Source organism: Halomonas shantousis (assembly GCF_054654615.1).
Genome location: NZ_BAAIER010000002.1, coordinates 1,055,965 through 1,071,840, shown reverse-complemented (window position 1 = coordinate 1,071,840; position 15,876 = coordinate 1,055,965). Strand labels below are relative to the sequence as shown.

The following is a 15,876-nucleotide window of genomic DNA, read 5'->3' as shown; positions in this document are numbered from 1 at the left end:
ATGCATGGAAACCCTGCGCGCCAGCGGCGAACACACCGGCGGCCCCAGGGGCTATTCCGATGCCGACCGACGCGATTTCGCCAACGCTCTGGATCGCTGGCTGGCCCGGCAGACCCGCTAATCCTTTTCGCGAATCCCCCGCCCCGGCAGACGCTGGCGATCGTGAGGACGATCGAGCCCGAGAAGCGGCCCCTTGGGCACGATACGCGTGGGATTGATATTGGCGTGGCTGTAATAGTAGTGGCGCTTGATATGGTCGAAGTTGACCGTCTCTCCAACGCCCGGCCACTGATACAGCTCACGCAGGTAATTGGATAGATTGGGGTAGTCCTCGATACGTCTCAGGTTGCATTTGAAGTGGCCGTGGTAGACGGCATCGAAGCGCACCAGCGTAGTGAACAGGCGAATGTCCGCCTCGGTCAGCCAGTCACCGGCCAGGTAACGCTGGTCGCTCAGGCGCGCTTCCAGTCGATCGAGCGCCTCGAACAGCGCAGTGACGTGTTTTTCGTAGACCGCCTGCTCGGTGGCGAAACCCGCCTTGTAGACGCCGTTGTTGACGTGATCGTAGACATCGGCATTGATCGCGTCGATGGTTTCGCGCAACTCCTCGGGATAGAAATCCAGGCGATTCCCGGTCAACTCGTCGAAGGCCCCGTTGAGAATGCGCACCAGCTCGGCGGATTCATTGTTGACGATGCGCCGCTCCTGCTTGTCCCACAGGACTGGCACCGTGACACGGCCGGTATAGGCGGAGTCAGTCAGGGTGTAGAGCTGATAATGGTAGTTGACGCCATTGAGCGGATCGCCGCTGGCGCCCTCCTCCTCATTGTATGTCCAGCCCTGCCCGAGCATCAGCGGGCTGGTATGGGAGACGCCGATCACGTCTTCGAGGCCCTTCAGCTTGCGCATGATCAAGGTGCGATGCGCCCAGGGACAGGCCAGGGAGACATAAAGATGAAATCGCCCCGCTGCGGCCGGCACACCCGGCTGCCCCTCGGGGCCTGGTCTCCCATCCGGTGTCACCCAGTCGCGTAGTTTGGCCGATTCGCGCACGAATTCGCCGCCATGCTTCTTGGTGTCGTACCACTGGTCGTGCCATTTGCCTTCGATCAACAAGCCCATACGGCCTCCCTGTCATTCACGGCATGCTATTGCGTCGAACTGTTTCATCAGAGTAAACCGCTTGCCTCCTGGCGTCCTTGGCAAGTTTTACGCCGTATCATTCGATGGTATCGAAACCCCCTGTTCCGGGCAGCTCTTGGCGACCGCTTCCACCAGGGCGTGGGCCATGGCCCGAGTCGCCGGCCCCGCACGGTCCCGGTCGCTGAAAATCAGTTGTACCGGAACCTGCCGAACACCGCCGGCATTGAGGGGCAGCGGCTTGAGACGCCCCTCCTCGAGCGCTTCACGAATACGTGTTTCGGGACACCAGGCAAACCCCAGCCCCCGCTCGAGCATGTCCAGCGAAGTGGCCAGATGGCTCACGGTCCAGCGCTGCTCCGCCTTGAGCCAGCCGGCATCCATCGCCTGATGCAGTGCCGTGTCGCGCACCACCAGCTGACGGTGCTGGATCAGATCGCGCAGGTCCAGCTCCCGTCCCAGCCGATGCAACGGATGATCGGGATGTGCGACGGCAATGAAGCGCAGCGAGGCCAGAGGCTCGCCCAGGAAACCCTGGGCGGCCAGGCCGGAGATCACCAGATCAGCACGGCCATCGTGCAGCATTTCGATACCGCCGTTGAGTACCGTTTCATGAAGCTGTACCCGCACAAAGGGATAATCACTGGAGAATGTCTCCAACGCTCGGGCCAGCGCATCGGATGGAAATACCTGATCCACGGCAAGTACCACTTCGCTCTCCAGCCCCTGCGCCAGGCTGCCGGCCACATCCTCCAGGGCGGCCGCATTCTCGATCAGTTGACGAGCCCGTCGCAGCAGCATCTCTCCTGCCTCGGTGAGCCGGACCTGTCGCCCCACCGGCTCCAGCACTTGCACGCCCAACTGCGCTTCGAGCTTGTGTACCGCATGGTTGAGCGTCGAAGCACTCTTGTGCATGGCCTCGGCAGCGCGAGCAAAACCACCGTGGTCGACCACTGCCGCCAGGGTTTGCCATTGCGCAAGCGTGACACGGGACATTTCGAAAACCTCGAATGATAAAGGCAATATTATGCGCTTAATGTTCGACAATATTGGCCTAAAATGCCACTCTGTCACTTCGCCAGAGGACGCTTGCCATGTCTCAACGCATCGTTACCCGGGTGATTCCCGGCCATCCCAGCCAGGATGGCGCCGGTGTCAAGATCCATCGTATCCATGATTTCGGCGGCGGCATCGACCCTTTTCTGATGCTTGACGAGCTAGGTTCGGATCGCCCCGACGAATACCTCAGCGGCTTTCCTTCGCATCCGCACCGCGGCATCCAGACCTTGACCTACGTGATCCATGGTGGACTGACCCACGAGGATCATCTGGGCCATTCCAGCACCATCCGGGCAGGCGATGCGCAGTGGATGCATACCGGCCGGGGCATCGTTCATTCTGAAATGCCCCTGGCAGATAGCGACGGCCTGCACGCTTTTCAGCTGTGGCTCAACCTGCCCGCCCGGGACAAGCTGAGCCCACCGACCTATCGTGATGTCCAGGGCGCCGAGATGCCACAGATCACCGTCGAGGGTGGCCGACTCATCGCGCTGGGCGGTGACTGGCACCTCGGCGAGCAGCATGTATCGGGACCGCTCGACCGGCTGGCCGGTCATGGAGCCATTGCCGATGTCAGGCTCTCCGCCGGCAGCCGCTTGCAATTGACCCAAGAGGCCGAAACGTTGCTGGTCTACTGTTATAAAGGTAAGCTGGCTATTGAAGGCCGAGAGGTATCTCAAGGTACACTGGCGATCATGGGTTCGGGTGATGCCTTGTCGCTGCTCAGCGATACCGAATCGGGCGCGTTGCTGCTGGCCGGCACGCCACATCGTGAGCCCATCGCTCACTACGGTCCTTTTGTCATGAATTCAAGGGAAGAACTCGAACAGACATTGCGCGACTACCAGGACGGTACTTTGATGCAGTAACGCATCAAAGAACTGCGCTTCGCCAAGATGCGGCTGCCTTGCCAACGGGCAGCCTGCTCGTCCCCCTCCTACCGACAAGGAAACGTTGAGAGGGACCGGTTCTCCTGTATGTAAAAACAGGCTATGCATGTCATGTTTCATGGGTTAAGGTTCGATAGCCTTTTTATATCCACATGTCATGTATGGCCTTTATATGTTGCGAATCCTTCATTCGCTGCCCCGCACACATAAATTTTTACTGTTACCCATTGCCACCATGGTGACAGTGCTGGGCGCACACCAGATTGTAACAAGCTTCGACACCAGTGATGTCGAGGCCGATTCTTCGGGGCATTCCCTCTCTTCATCTTCGCGCAATGCAGTGCCGTTCGCTTCCGTCTCCCAGACGGAACTTGCTCCCTTGGCACATGCCGGTACTTCCGAAGCCAAGGCACTGCATGATTATGTGCCGCTGTCGCAGTTGGCCGTGCATGAAATCGTCGATATCGATTTCATTGGCGAAGCCCAAGCAGACGGCACCGAAGGAGATAAGCAGGCATTCCAGGCCGCAGCGGTGCATCCGCCCCAGGCCACGCCTCCCGATACCGTACCGGCGGGCACCAAGCAGGAAAAGGTCAAGACGAAGCCGCTACATCTTGCCATGCAGCTTCCCGATGACGAGACCATCGGCGGCACCTCCTACGAGGACATCTCCATCGACCCGGTCGAACTCTCCGATGGCGAGCCGGAACTCGAAGAGGAGATCGCGGCCCAACAGGTCTACGTGCCGGATTGGGAGAGCTACACCATTCAGCCCGGCGACACCTTCGCCGTCATGGCCGAGCGCAACCTGGGCCTGGGATACAGCGACGTGATGCGCATTCTAGCGACTGTTCCCGACAAGAATGTGCTGACCCGCTGGCGGGTCGGACACAGTTTCGATTACAAGCTGGACGAAAACGGCTCTTTGCTGGCCCTACGGGTCATGAAGAATGCCCGCGACGGCTACCTGATCGAGCGCGGCGCCAATCATGAATTTTCCGTTGCGGATATCGTCAAGGCCTCCGAATCGACTCAGCGCCTGTTTTCCGGCACCGTCAGCGGCAGCTTCGCCCTCTCCGCCGAGGCGACTGGCCTGTCGACCGCCGAGGTCGCCGAGCTGACGGCCGTCCTCTCCAAGAAGATCAACTTCCGCCGCGACACCCGTCGCGGCGACCGCTTTCAGGTTCTGGTCGAGTCCGACATGATCGAGGGACAGGCCCTCGACTCACGTATCCTGGCGGCCCACTACGAGGGCAACAGGAAGGATCTGACCGTAATTCGCAACAGTGATAACGATCGCTTCTATACCCCCGATGGCCATAGCCTCGACCCGGCGTTCAATCGCTACCCTTTTGCCGGATCGTACCGGGTCAGCTCGCCCTTCAACCTGCGTCGCCATCACCCGATCACGGGTCGCATCAGTCCGCACCGCGGTACGGACTTCGCCATGCATACCGGCACGACGGTCGTGGCACCTGCCGACGGCCGCGTGGTCAAGGCCGCCTTCCAGGCCGGCGGTGCCGGCAAATACCTCGTGATCCAGCATGACAATGGTTACAAGACGCGCTACATGCACCTCTCCAAGACCTTGGTGAAGGTCGGGCAGCGTGTCGCCATGGGGGATCGCATCGCCCTGTCCGGCAACACGGGAGGCAGCACCGGCCCTCACCTGCATTATGAAGTCATGGTCAACAACCGCCAGGTCGACGCCATGCGCGTCAAGCTACCGGAGAGCCAGAGCCTGTCGGGCCAGGCGCTAGCCGCCTTCAAGCAGGAGTCCAAGCAGTTGCTGGCTAAGCTCAACGACAGCAGCAGAACGCCTGTCGTCGCCAGCCGCTCCAAGCCGGACAATCGTCCTGACGGTACCTGATTCACGCCGCTCAGCTATCGACAGCAAAACACCCCGCACAAGCGGGGTGTTTTGCTTTGCAACCGAGGCGAGAGAAGGAAGCGATCAGAACTCGAATATCGCTCCGTCCAGAAAGGCATCCGCAGACATGCGGATATCGCCCCGCTCACCCGAGAGTGTCCACGCATTGGCGTGGGCACCTTCCGCCTTGCGATCTTCCAGGGGAACAGCAAGTTTCAGATCGCCCGCGGCCTGACGATAGAGATCGGGGCGGACGCAGCGCTGAATCACTGCCTGCAGATCCTGCGTCCGGTCGAGGTGCCTCCAGCGCTGCATCTGGCGTGCATACCACAGCGTATGCGAACGCCAGGGGAAGTTGGCGGCATGCCGGAAGAACACGGTGGCACCGGAGCGTCCATCCTCGTCGCCCCCCATTTCACCAGGGTCACGCAGCCCCGCCTCGACGACCTGCGGTGGGACATCCAGGTATCCCCCGAGGCATAGCAGTCGGGCTGCCTGCTCGCGATTTCCGGGCTCGTCCAGCCACATGCAGGCACGCAGCAACGCGCGCAGTACGGCACGGTGGGTATGGGGGTATTTCTCGGCCCAGGACTCGCGGACTCCGAAAACCTTCTCCTGGCTGGCACCCCAGATGTCGAAACTGCCGCACACCATACGCCCCAGGCCACGGCTGACCGCCAGACGGTTCCAAGGTTCGCCTACGCAGTAGCCGTCCAGAACGCCGGCTTCGAGCTGAGAGGCCATCAACGGCGGAGGCACGACGCGCAGTTCGAGATCGCGCTCGGGGTCGATACCCCCCGAGGCCAGCCAGTAGCGCAACAGATAACGATGCGAGGAAAACGAATAGACATTGGCGAAACGCAGCGGTGGTTCACCCTCCCGACGCCGCGCCTCGATCACCCGCGCCAGCGCCCGTGCCCGCGTCGCCGGATGCACCATCGCCTCGGCATCGAGTGCACTCATCCGCGCATGCAGCGACCGGGAGACGGTAATGGCGTTCCCGCCCAGATTCAGCGTCATTGCCGAGAGTATCGGGGTGGGACGCCCGTCCAGTCCCAGGGTGGAGGCCAGCGGCATCAGTGCCAGCATCTGCGCACCGTCGAGCATTCCCAACTGCACGCCATCCCGCAGACTGGCCCAGGAGGTTTCGACATTCAGCGAGACCTGCAGTCCTTCGCGGTCAAAAAACCCCTGCTCCAAGGCCACCACCAGCGGTGCGGCATCGTTGAGCGGCAGCATTCCCAACGTCAGGCGACGCAGCTCCGGTGCGGGAGAGGCCCCATCAGCCCCGGTCGTGTCCATGCACTCCTCCTACTTTTGCTTCCTGCCCTTGGTGGACAGCAGTTCCTGGGCCAGTTCGTGGATGGTCATGCGCCGATTCATTGCCGTGGTGCGCAGGTATTGATAGGCGGCCTCTTCGCCAAGGCCATGCATCTCCATGACTCTGGCCTTGGCCCGATCGATGGCCCGACGCTGAGCCAAGGTTTCCTGGGTCCGGCTCAGCTCGCCCTTGAGTGCGCGATGCGTCTCGAAGCTCGAGATGGCGACGTTGAGCATCGAACGCACCAGTGCCGGACCGACATTATCGACGACATAGGCGCTGACGCCGGCGCGGGCGGCCTGTTGGGTCAGGTCCGGCGTCTCCTCCTCGGCCAGCATGATCATCGGCTTGGGGTAGCGTCGTCCGATCTGCCCCAGATGTTCCAGCGTGTCACGACTGGGAAGCGCGGCGTCGACGATGACCGCGTCCGGCTGCAGGCGCTCCATGATGGCATAGAGATCCTCCTGCTCGTCCACGGTCGTGATGACATCGAATCCCGCATCGATCAGCGCCTGCTCCAGTGCCCGGGATCGCTCGTCCCGGGTATCCACGATCAGCACCCTTACCATGCGCACTCCTCTGCTTCTGGTGCCTTGCTCGTCATATTACGCAATATCCATGCCATTGAGCGGAACACCCCTCTCCTGCCCCACACGAGGCATCAGGCCACCGCGCCATGCATTGTCCTAGTGCACACGGCACGCCACATGCGCCAAAGCGGCACGTCGACACCAAATCGCCGTAGACGACACACGGCATAATGCGCTGAACGACAATGCTTTCTGCAGGTTGGCACACATTCTGCTTGAGCAGAGTCACCAGGACGTGGACCAGGCTTGCGTTGCGAGTACGAGTGCGTCGAACCAGGGCCTTCAACGACGAAGGGCCATGCATCCGTGTTCGATACCATCTCGACGAGGAACGTCCCATGGACATTCGCAACAAAGCCAACAGGATCCGCCTGTTCAGTTTCAACACGCCCCAGATGCGTGCCTTCCATCTGTCGTGGTTCGCCTTTCACGTCTGCTTCTTCGGCTGGTTCGGCATCGCGCCGCTGATGGCAGTGGTGCGTGACGACCTGGGGCTGACCAAGACCCAGATCGGCAATACCATCATCGCCTCGGTGGCGATCACCGTCATCGTGCGTCTGGCCATCGGCGTGCTCTGTGACAAGATCGGTCCGCGCAAGGCCTACACTTGGCTGCTGTGCCTGGGCTCCCTGCCGGTGATGATGATCGGCTTCGCCGACAGCTTCGAGAGCTTCTTCATCGCTCGCCTGGCGATCGGCGCCATCGGGGCCTCCTTCGTCATCACCCAGTACCACACCTCGGTGATGTTCGGTCCCAACGTGGTGGGCACCGCCAACGCCACCACCGCCGGCTGGGGCAACCTCGGTGGCGGCACCACCCAGATCCTGATGCCGCTGGTCTTCTCAGGCATCCTCATGCTCGGTGTCGAGGCCACGCTCGGCTGGCGCCTGGCCATGGTCGTGCCCGGCATCGTGCTGTTCGTCACTGGCATCGCCTACTATTTCCTGACTCAGGACGCTCCGAACGGCAACTTCGACGAGCTGCGCGCGCGTGGCGAGCTGCCCCGCGCCGAAAAAGAGCATGGTATGGGACAAACCTTCGCCGCCGCCGCCAAGGACAAGCGCGTCTGGGCCCTGTTCGTGGTCTATGCCGCCTGCTTCGGTGTCGAGCTGACCATCAACAACATCGCCGCCATCTACTATTTCGATACGTTCGATCTCGACCTGGCCACCGCTGGCCTCATCGCCGGGCTGTTCGGCCTGATGAATCTTTTCGCCCGTACGCTGGGCGGCGTGTTCTCCGATCTCTTCGCTCGTAACGGAGGGCTCAAGGGCCGTGTGCGCTGGCTGTTCATCGCCATGTTCTGCGAGGGCATCGCCCTGATGTTCTTCTCCCAGATGCAGGTACTGACGCTGGCCATCGGTATCATGCTGGTCTTCAGCCTTTTCACCCAGATGGCCGAGGGCGCCACCTTCGGCGTGGTGCCTTTCGTCAACAAGAAGGCGCTGGGTGCGGTGGCCGGTATCGTCGGGGCCGGCGGTAACGCCGGTGCCGTCGCCGCCGGCTTCCTGTTCCGCTCGGAATCGCTGACCTACCAGCAGGGCCTGCTCTATCTCGGCGTGGCCGTGCTGCTGGCGTCGTTCTGCGCCCTGCTGGTGCGCTTCTCTCCGCAAGTCCTCGCCGAGGAGGACGCAGCCTACCACGCCGCCGCCGGAACTCGCGACGCCACACCGGTCGCCGTTGGCGTGCGCTGACATCCGCTCCTTCTCACGCCCTGACGCGACGACCGCCATCCTCAGGAGGCGGTCGTCGCGTTTGCATCTGCGTTATCGCGATTTCGCCACCTAAGTCCAATGGCGCTCGTCCAAGCCCCCTGCACACTGTCCAATGTGCCTGGTTCCGTAGCGCATCCTGCTCGCACCGGAAGTTTCCCACCGACTTCAGAGACCGCTCATGCCTCTCCCCCTTCTCGACGATCGCGACCTGCAGTTCCAGCTTTACGAGGTTCTGGATACCGAATCCCTTACCTCCCGACCGCGCTATCGCGACCACGACCGTACGGTGTTCGATGCCACGTTGCAGACGGCGCGAGACATTGCCCGGGACTATTTTGCCGGGCATAACCGCAAGGGGGACCTCGAAGAACCGACGTTCGACGGGCAGCACGTGCGGCTCGTGCCGGAGACCCAGGCCGCCTGGGATGCCTTCGCCGAGGCCGGCTTTCTCGCTGCGCACCACGGGATCGAGGATGGCGGGCTGCAATTGCCCGAAGTGGTACTGCGCGCCAGCATGGCCTACTTCTATGCCGCGAATATCGCCACGGCCAGCTACTCGATGCTGAGCATCGGCGCCGCCAACCTGATCAAGACCTTCGCCACCCCCGAGTTGCAGGCCCGCTTTCTGCCCCCCATGCTCAGCGGTCGTTTCAGCGGCACCATGGCGCTGACCGAACCGGGCCAGGGCTCGGCGCTGGCCGATATCCGCACTACCGCGCGCCTCGCCGATGGTGGCCGCTATCGCGTGTTTGGCCACAAGATGTTCATCTCCGGCGGCGATCACGAACTGACCGACAATATCGTCCATCTGGTGCTGGCACGTATCGCGGGGGCCCCGGCCGGTGTCCAGGGCATATCGCTGTTCATCGTCCCCAAGTACGACGTCAATCCCGACGGCAGCCTGGGCGAGCGCAACGATGTGCAGCTGGCCGGCCTGCTGCACAAGATGGGCTGGCGCAACACCACATCCACGGTGCTCAACTTCGGCGAACGCGACGGCGCCATCGGCTATCTGGTCGGCGAACCGCACCAGGGCCTGCGCTACATGTTCCAGATGATGAACGAGGCGCGTATCGGGATCGGCCTCGGGGCCGCCGCGCTGGCCTATCAGGGTTACCTGCACTCGCTGGAGTATGCCCGCGAACGCCCCCAGGGCCGGCTACCCTCCAGCAAGGACCCCTCCTCCACGCAGGTCCCCATCATCAGGCATGCCGATGTGCGCCGCATGCTGCTGGCCCAGAAAGCCTACGCCGAAGGTGCGCTTTCGCTGTGCCTGTATGCCAGCAGCCTGGCCGAGGACAGCCATACCGCACCCGACGAGAGCGCCCGACGCGACGCCAGCCTGCTGCTCGACCTGCTGACGCCGGTAGTCAAGAGCTGGCCCTCCCGCTATGGCGTGCAGGCCAACGATCTCGCCATCCAGGTGCTTGGCGGCTCCGGCTACATTCGCGAATACTCTCTCGAGCAGTATCTGCGTGACAACCGCCTCAACCCCATCCACGAAGGGACCGAGGGCATCCAGGCACTGGATCTGCTGGGGCGCAAACTCGCCCAGCAGGGGGGAGCCGGCTTTACCCTGTTTGCCGCTGCCGTACGCGACGGTCTCGAGCAGGCCCGAGCCCAGCCGGAGTGCGCCACGTTGATCGAACCGCTGGAACAGGCGCTGCGTACCCTGGAAACGGTCAGCCAGGATCTTCTCGCCCAGATTCAACGCGACGTCGACCGGGGCATGGCCAATGCCACGCTCTACCTCGACATGTTCGGGCGGGTCGTGGTCGGGTGGATATGGCTGCGTCAGGCACTGGTCGCGGCACGCGCCCTGGAGACGACTCCTGCCGAGAAGCAGCAAGCCTTCTACCATGGCAAGCTGCAGGCTGCACGTTACTTCATGGAGTGGGAGCTGCCCCAGGTCGGCCATCAGGCCCGGCTGCTCAGCCAGGGCAATGCGATCTGCTACGAGATGCAGGATACCTGGTTCTAGAGGTCAGCCGTAACGGCAAGTTCCTGCCCTGCAAGGCCTGGTAGAGCATGGTCTGGCTTGTGCCTGTCCCGTCCGGACAGGCAACAAACCGTATCAGACCGTGACGACGACCTTGCCCACCTGCTGATTGGATTCCAGGAAGCGATGCGCCTCCTGGATCTGCTCCAGGGGAAAGGTTCGAGTGATGGTCGGTTTCAGCGCACCGGATTCCAATCCTTCCAGAATGAAGCGCTTGGCGCCGTCGAGGCGAGCGGTATCCGAGACGATCTCGCTGTAGAGATAGCCTTTGAGCGTCAGCGTCTTGCCCAGTACCGTGAACAGCGGAAACGGGCTCGCCTCGGGGCTCAGCGCACCATAGACCAGCAGGATTCCCCCCACCGCCATGGCATCGGTCAACGGCTCCAGCGCCGGTCCTCCGACCGGATCGAAGACCACGCGCGCGCCCTTTCCTCCGGTAATTTCCAGGACGCGCTCAGGCAGGTTTTCCTCGTGGGTAGCGATGACATGGTCCGCCCCCGCCTCGAGCAGGGAATCGCGCTTGGCCGAAGTGCGGGTAGTGGCAATCACCGTGGCCCCGACCTGCTTGGCAACCTGAAAGGCGGCAAGACCGACGCTGCTCGAGGCGGCGGTGATGATCACGCAATCGTCACGGGTCAGTTTCGCCTGGTCGATCAAGGCACCGTAGGCCGTCACGTACTGCATCCACACTGCGGCCGCTTGCTCGAAGGAGAGGCTGTCGGGATGCTTGACCAGTAACGACGCGGGAACGTTGGCGATTTCGCCATAGGTACCCCACCTGGCGATATCGAGCGGGGGAATCAGGCTGACCGCGTCACCCGGGGCGAATCCTTCGACGTTCTCGCCCAGCGCTTTCACGATACCGGCGGCCTCGTAGCCCAACCGGGTAGGAAACTCGGCTTCCTGCAGATAAGCGTGGTTGCGAAACATGACTTCCGCACGATTGATACCGATCGCCTTCACCTCGATCTGCACCTCGTCACCCGCGGGAGCGGGAACGTCCAGCTCCTCGAGGCGCAGGGCTTCAGGGCCTCCATATTCATGGAGACGGACAATGCGTGGCATGGCAATTTCCTCATCATCGAAATGCAAGGCGTCACTGCTGACCGCCTGAGCGGCCCATCTCCTTGCGGAATGGCGTGCCTCTCACCATAGCAGGTCTGCTGGCGTGCCGAATCCTGCAACCTTATGTTCCTTCCACAAGACGAAGACAAGCTTCCCGCTCTCCTGTAAACATGAGAAACATTACTACCTAACATAAGTTCTCATGAACAAGGAATCCTGATGAAAACGACTTCATTGCTTGCCGTCGTCCTGCTCTCGCTGTCCGGGGTCGCCATGGCGAATGACACCTCGCCCCACGACGAGACCGATAGCGAGCGGGTCGTGTCGTTCGACTACGGCAGTCTCGACACGCTCGATGCCCTGGGTCTTAGCGAGCAGATCGTCGGCGTTCCCAAGCAGGGACTGCCGGACTATCTCTCGAAATACGCCGACGATACCTATACCGATGTCGGCGGGCTGAAATCTCCCGATCTCGAGACACTCCGCCAGCTATCACCGACGCTGGTCCTGATCACCGGACGCCAGAACGAGCAGCGCGAAACCCTCCAGGCGGTGGCACCGGTCATGGATACCAGTCTGGACAATGACGACTACCTCGACGCTTTCGATGCCAACGTGAGGCAGCTGGCAGAGCGTTTCGATGCCGAGAAGCCGGCAGAATCCGCCCTGCAGGCCCTGCATGAAAAGATCGACGAAGCCCGCCAGCGGCTCGACAACGCACCATCGGTCCTGACAGTCACCCACAATCAGGGCAGTCTGACACTCAACCGCCATCCGGTAGCCTACGAGGTGCTCGGCCTGACCTTGCCGAAAATTCCCGACAGCGTCCCCAGCGAGACTCATGGCAATCGCACCTTTACGCGACTTTCACCGCAGGCTATCGCCGAGATCGCTCCCGACGTGTTACTGATCATCGATCGCAGCGCCGCCATCGGCGATGACGCCGCCGACCTCGACGCACTGCGCCAGTCACTGGCCGATGCGGGAGCGGAGGATGTGCGTATCGAGATGCTGTCGCCGGAGTTGTGGTACCTCTCCGGTGGCGGACTGCAGAGCTTGAGCCTGCAGATCGATGAGGTAGTGAACGCTGTGTCGGGCTCCTGATCGAGCCCACCGCCACCGGCCTGCCAGGATGACAGGCCGTATCCCGCAGCAGCGTGCCGGTCACTGCCTGCCCGGCACGCTCGAAAGGCATGGGCTCGTCACGGCATGAATACCGCCCGCAGACACTGCTGATCCTTGTCGCGGAACATCTCGTACCCCTTGGGCGAGTCCTCCAGACTCATCGGATGGGTGAGCAGATAGGAAGGGTCGAGCTCGCCTTTCTGGATGTGTTCGAAAATGCGTTCGATGTAACGCTGGCCGGGCTGCTGGCCGGAGCGTACGCTGAGCGCCTTGTTGACGATGGCGCCCATGGGGAACTTGTCCATCAGACCGGCGTAAACCCCCAGCACCGATACCGTACCGCCCTTGCGACAGGCGCGGATTGCCTGGCGCAACGCGGCGCCACGCTCCGTCTGCAGACGCAGTGTCTGCTTGGTGGCGTCATAGACATGTTCCACCCCGGTGGTGTGCGCCTCCAGCCCCACGCAGTCGATGCAGCGATCCGGCCCGCGCCCTCCGGTGAGTTCGACCAGCGCCTCATGAATGTTGATCTGGGTGTAGTCGAGCACCTCGGCGCCGGCTTTGTCCTTCGCCAGCGCCAGACGATCGGGGAAGCGGTCGATACCGATGACACGCTCGGCGCCCATCAGATAGGCACTGCGCATTGCCATCTGCCCGACCCCGCCGCACCCCCACACGGCAACGGTGTCGCCCGGCTCGATATCAGCGATGTCGGCGCCGAAATAGCCGGTGGGCACGGCATCGGAGACGAACAGTGCCTGTTCGTCACTGATCCCCTCGGGCACCTTGAAAACGTTGACATCGGCGAACGGCACGCGCACGTAGGTGGCATGACTGCCGGCATAGCCGCCGAAGGCATGGCTGTAGCCGAAGATTCCCCCGCAGGCGTAGCCGTACAGCGCCTCCGTGGTCGCGGGGTTGGGGTTGGAGTTGTCGCAGCAGGAGAACTCCTGGCGTCGACAGGGCTCGCAATGCCCGCAGCCGATGATCGACACCGTGATCACGCGATCTCCCTTCGCCAATCCGGTCACGGCGCTGCCCACTTCGACGACTTCGCCGAGAAATTCATGTCCCAGCACATCTCCCGGCTTCATTGTCGGCACGTAGCCATTGAGTAGATGCAGATCGGAGCCGCATACCGACGACATCGTGACGCGCACGATGACATCATGGGGATTGACGATTTCCGGATCGGGAAGCGTCTCGACGCTCAGCTTGTCGGTACCTTGCCATGTCAGTGCGCGCATCAGCGTCCTCCTCGATGCGCCCCGGGGCGGGCGGCATTGGTGGTGATCTCCCCGACTTCCAGCAACTGCTTCAGCCGGCGCAGGTCATCGCCGGCCTGGGTACCCGGGTCCTTGCCCAGCAACCGGGCCACCACATGGCCGGCATGACCCGCCGGCGGTTCGTAGGCGAACACCGCCTGGATCACGGTCCCCCGCCCCTGCGGCGCATCGCGGAAGCTGACCCAGCCGGCCTGATGGATATCGGCGTTATCGATGGTCTGCCAGGCGAGGTACTCGTTCTCGCGCTCATCGGTGATCTCGGCATCCCATTCAAGGCGCTTGCCCGGCGCCGGGCTGGCGACCCAATGGGAGCGCCGGGCATCGATCACATCGATCCGCTCGATATGCTCCATGAAACGGGCGAGATTGCTGAAGTCCTTCCAGAAGCGGAAAACCTCTTCGCGCGGCTTGTTGATGGTCACGCTGCGCGAGGTGACCTTGGCGCTTTTCCAGTCATGCGCCGCCGCCATGTCCTGCTCGTAGGAATTCGGCGCCAGGGCCTTCTTGATGCCGCAATAGCCCATCGCACCGCGGGACAGGAGCATGCCGCCAAGGGCCAGGTGCGCCAGCCGACCGACACCCTGTCGGCGCAGCCCCAGCCAGACACATAAACCACCGCCCAGCAGGGAAGCGGCTCGCTCCCCGCCGGAAAGCTGACCGGCATTCTCCGGCTTGTCGCGCATGGCGACGAGAGAATCCTCCTGCCAGGAATCGTTCATGCTCTATCTCCTTGAAGCTTACAACCCCATGGTCTTGCGAAAGCCTTCCATGAATGGCTCATCCGCCGGTTCCGGGCGATCGGTACCGTTCATGGCACGATGCCAATAAGGGTAGATCGGCACCGGGCGAGTCGCCTCCTCGATGCGCTCGATCTCCGCCTCGCTGAGCTCGAGTTCCAGACAGGCGAGGTTGTCCTTGAGTTGATCCTCGTTGCGTGCGCCCAGGATCAGCGAGGTCACGCCGGGGCGATCCTTCAGCCATGCCAGCGCGACCCGCGCCGCCGAGACGCCATGGCCGTCGCCGATCTCGACCAGCAGATCGATGATGTCATAGAGGCGCTCGCGATCATGGACATAGGGCTCGGGCCAGTCGGTGCCCTGGCGATGATCCGAAGACAGCTCCTTGCCGCGTCGCAGCTGCCCGGTGAGCAAGCCTTCACCCAGCGGACTCCAGATCAGCGTACCCAGGCCCTGATCGCGCCCCACCGGCAGAATCTCGTATTCGGCCTCGCGCGACTCCGGCGTGTAGTAGATCTGCTGGCTGACCGGGCGGATCAGTCCATGTTCCCGGGCCGCCGCCATGGTCTTCATCATCTGCCAGCCGTTGTAGTTCGAGGTGCCGACGTAGCGCACCTTGCCGGATTGCACCAGATGGTCGAGGGCCGCGAGACTCTCCTCGATCGGCGTGACACCATCCCACTGGTGCAACTGGTACAGATCGATATGGTCGGTGCCCAGCCGGCGCAGACTCTTCTCGCACTGACGGATGATGTGATAGCGCGACGCGCCGCCATCATTAGGGCCTTCGCCCATCGGCGTGCGCACCTTGGAGGTGATCAGCACCTCGTCGCGCTTGTCCTTGAGCGCCTTGCCAAGCACCTCCTCGGCAAGGCCCATCGAGTACATGTTGGCCGTATCGAAGGTGTTGACGCCCGCCTCGCAAGCGATGTCGATCATGCGCCGCGCCTGATCGGCATCGATGTTGCCGACCTTCTCGAAGCCGGCCTCCCCGCCAAAGGTGATCGTACCCAGCATCAGCTGGGAAACTTTCAGGCCCGAGTGACCGAGTTGGCGATATTCCATGGTCCAACCTCTCT

General features: G+C 62.4%; 14 protein-coding genes. 6 read left to right on the top strand and 8 right to left on the bottom strand.

Annotated elements, in window-relative coordinates; translation table 11 throughout:
- Positions 1 to 4: 4 nt before the first annotated feature.
- A complete protein-coding gene (locus tag ACYQ12_RS05620) occupies positions 5 to 121 on the top strand; it encodes a DUF188 domain-containing protein (protein WP_459868936.1) in 117 nt (38 codons plus the stop codon).
- Here ACYQ12_RS05620 and ACYQ12_RS05615 read toward each other — a convergent pair.
- Both ACYQ12_RS05615 and ACYQ12_RS05610 read right to left on the bottom strand, forming a co-directional pair.
- Positions 118 to 1,122, bottom strand: a complete 1,005-nt coding sequence (locus ACYQ12_RS05615; protein ID WP_459868933.1) for a glutathione S-transferase family protein — start codon at positions 1,120 to 1,122, stop codon at positions 118 to 120. The two genes, ACYQ12_RS05620 and ACYQ12_RS05615, sit on opposite strands and share 4 nt — an antisense overlap.
- A gap of 87 nt (positions 1,123 to 1,209) precedes the next feature.
- Positions 1,210 to 2,136 (bottom strand): LysR family transcriptional regulator, encoded by a 927-nt coding sequence (locus ACYQ12_RS05610; RefSeq protein WP_459868930.1) that lies wholly within the window; start codon positions 2,134 to 2,136, stop codon positions 1,210 to 1,212.
- A gap of 98 nt (positions 2,137 to 2,234) precedes the next feature.
- Here ACYQ12_RS05610 and ACYQ12_RS05605 point away from each other — a divergent pair, with 98 nt between their 5' ends.
- Both ACYQ12_RS05605 and ACYQ12_RS05600 read left to right on the top strand, forming a co-directional pair.
- Positions 2,235 to 3,068, top strand: coding sequence for a pirin family protein (locus tag ACYQ12_RS05605; protein ID WP_459868927.1), 834 nt, complete (start codon positions 2,235 to 2,237; stop codon positions 3,066 to 3,068).
- A 193-nt stretch (positions 3,069 to 3,261) separates the two neighbouring features.
- Positions 3,262 to 4,959, top strand: coding sequence for a peptidoglycan DD-metalloendopeptidase family protein (locus ACYQ12_RS05600; protein WP_459868924.1), 1,698 nt, complete (start codon positions 3,262 to 3,264; stop codon positions 4,957 to 4,959).
- 84 nt (positions 4,960 to 5,043) lie between these two features.
- Here the strand turns inward: ACYQ12_RS05600 and ACYQ12_RS05595 are convergent, their stop codons facing one another.
- Together ACYQ12_RS05595 and ACYQ12_RS05590 are read right to left on the bottom strand one after the other, a co-directional pair.
- A complete protein-coding gene (locus tag ACYQ12_RS05595) occupies positions 5,044 to 6,261 on the bottom strand; it encodes a CmpA/NrtA family ABC transporter substrate-binding protein (RefSeq protein ID WP_459868921.1) in 1,218 nt (405 codons plus the stop codon).
- A 9-nt stretch (positions 6,262 to 6,270) separates the two neighbouring features.
- On the bottom strand, positions 6,271 to 6,849 hold the full coding sequence (locus tag ACYQ12_RS05590; protein WP_459868918.1) for an ANTAR domain-containing response regulator: 579 nt from the start codon (positions 6,847 to 6,849) through the stop codon (positions 6,271 to 6,273).
- A 359-nt stretch (positions 6,850 to 7,208) separates the two neighbouring features.
- Between ACYQ12_RS05590 and ACYQ12_RS05585 the strand changes: the two genes are divergently transcribed.
- Complete coding sequence (locus ACYQ12_RS05585; RefSeq protein WP_459868915.1) at positions 7,209 to 8,564, top strand: NarK family nitrate/nitrite MFS transporter; 1,356 nt, start codon at positions 7,209 to 7,211, stop codon at positions 8,562 to 8,564.
- A 199-nt stretch (positions 8,565 to 8,763) separates the two neighbouring features.
- Positions 8,764 to 10,566: an acyl-CoA dehydrogenase gene (locus ACYQ12_RS05580; RefSeq protein WP_459868912.1), complete on the top strand. Its 1,803-nt coding sequence runs from the start codon at positions 8,764 to 8,766 to the stop codon at positions 10,564 to 10,566.
- A gap of 93 nt (positions 10,567 to 10,659) precedes the next feature.
- On the opposite strand, the gene ACYQ12_RS05575 is transcribed toward ACYQ12_RS05580, so the two are convergent.
- On the bottom strand, positions 10,660 to 11,649 hold the full coding sequence (locus ACYQ12_RS05575; RefSeq protein ID WP_459868909.1) for a zinc-dependent alcohol dehydrogenase family protein: 990 nt from the start codon (positions 11,647 to 11,649) through the stop codon (positions 10,660 to 10,662).
- Positions 11,650 to 11,868: 219 nt separating this feature from the next.
- On the opposite strand from ACYQ12_RS05575, the gene ACYQ12_RS05570 reads away from it, so the two are divergent.
- On the top strand, positions 11,869 to 12,753 hold the full coding sequence (locus tag ACYQ12_RS05570) for an ABC transporter substrate-binding protein (RefSeq protein WP_459868906.1): 885 nt from the start codon (positions 11,869 to 11,871) through the stop codon (positions 12,751 to 12,753).
- 98 nt (positions 12,754 to 12,851) lie between these two features.
- Here ACYQ12_RS05570 and ACYQ12_RS05565 read toward each other — a convergent pair whose 3' ends face one another.
- The 3 genes from ACYQ12_RS05565 to ACYQ12_RS05555 are packed head-to-tail and all read right to left on the bottom strand — an operon-like array spanning position 12,852 to position 15,862.
- Positions 12,852 to 14,021: a zinc-dependent alcohol dehydrogenase gene (locus ACYQ12_RS05565; RefSeq protein ID WP_459868903.1), complete on the bottom strand. Its 1,170-nt coding sequence runs from the start codon at positions 14,019 to 14,021 to the stop codon at positions 12,852 to 12,854.
- Positions 14,021 to 14,779, bottom strand: a complete 759-nt coding sequence (locus tag ACYQ12_RS05560; protein ID WP_459868900.1) for an SRPBCC family protein — start codon at positions 14,777 to 14,779, stop codon at positions 14,021 to 14,023. The genes ACYQ12_RS05565 and ACYQ12_RS05560 overlap by 1 nt, the downstream gene beginning before the upstream one ends.
- An 18-nt stretch (positions 14,780 to 14,797) precedes the next feature.
- Positions 14,798 to 15,862, bottom strand: coding sequence for an aldo/keto reductase (locus ACYQ12_RS05555; RefSeq protein WP_459868897.1), 1,065 nt, complete (start codon positions 15,860 to 15,862; stop codon positions 14,798 to 14,800).
- Positions 15,863 to 15,876 lie beyond the last annotated feature (14 nt).

Coding starts and splice junctions, on each gene's coding strand:
- ACYQ12_RS05575 (WP_459868909.1), bottom strand. CDS start 11,649: ATGCCACGCATTGTCCGTCTCCATGAATATGGAGGCCCTGAAGCCCTG.
- ACYQ12_RS05580 (WP_459868912.1), top strand. CDS start 8,764: ATGCCTCTCCCCCTTCTCGACGATCGCGACCTGCAGTTCCAGCTTTAC.
- ACYQ12_RS05590 (WP_459868918.1), bottom strand. CDS start 6,849: ATGGTAAGGGTGCTGATCGTGGATACCCGGGACGAGCGATCCCGGGCA.
- ACYQ12_RS05610 (WP_459868930.1), bottom strand. CDS start 2,136: ATGTCCCGTGTCACGCTTGCGCAATGGCAAACCCTGGCGGCAGTGGTC.
- ACYQ12_RS05595 (WP_459868921.1), bottom strand. CDS start 6,261: ATGGACACGACCGGGGCTGATGGGGCCTCTCCCGCACCGGAGCTGCGT.
- ACYQ12_RS05600 (WP_459868924.1), top strand. CDS start 3,262: ATGTTGCGAATCCTTCATTCGCTGCCCCGCACACATAAATTTTTACTG.
- ACYQ12_RS05570 (WP_459868906.1), top strand. CDS start 11,869: ATGAAAACGACTTCATTGCTTGCCGTCGTCCTGCTCTCGCTGTCCGGG.
- ACYQ12_RS05565 (WP_459868903.1), bottom strand. CDS start 14,021: ATGCGCGCACTGACATGGCAAGGTACCGACAAGCTGAGCGTCGAGACG.
- ACYQ12_RS05620 (WP_459868936.1), top strand. CDS start 5: ATGGAAACCCTGCGCGCCAGCGGCGAACACACCGGCGGCCCCAGGGGC.
- ACYQ12_RS05605 (WP_459868927.1), top strand. CDS start 2,235: ATGTCTCAACGCATCGTTACCCGGGTGATTCCCGGCCATCCCAGCCAG.
- ACYQ12_RS05555 (WP_459868897.1), bottom strand. CDS start 15,862: ATGGAATATCGCCAACTCGGTCACTCGGGCCTGAAAGTTTCCCAGCTG.
- ACYQ12_RS05560 (WP_459868900.1), bottom strand. CDS start 14,779: ATGAACGATTCCTGGCAGGAGGATTCTCTCGTCGCCATGCGCGACAAG.
- ACYQ12_RS05615 (WP_459868933.1), bottom strand. CDS start 1,122: ATGGGCTTGTTGATCGAAGGCAAATGGCACGACCAGTGGTACGACACC.
- ACYQ12_RS05585 (WP_459868915.1), top strand. CDS start 7,209: ATGGACATTCGCAACAAAGCCAACAGGATCCGCCTGTTCAGTTTCAAC.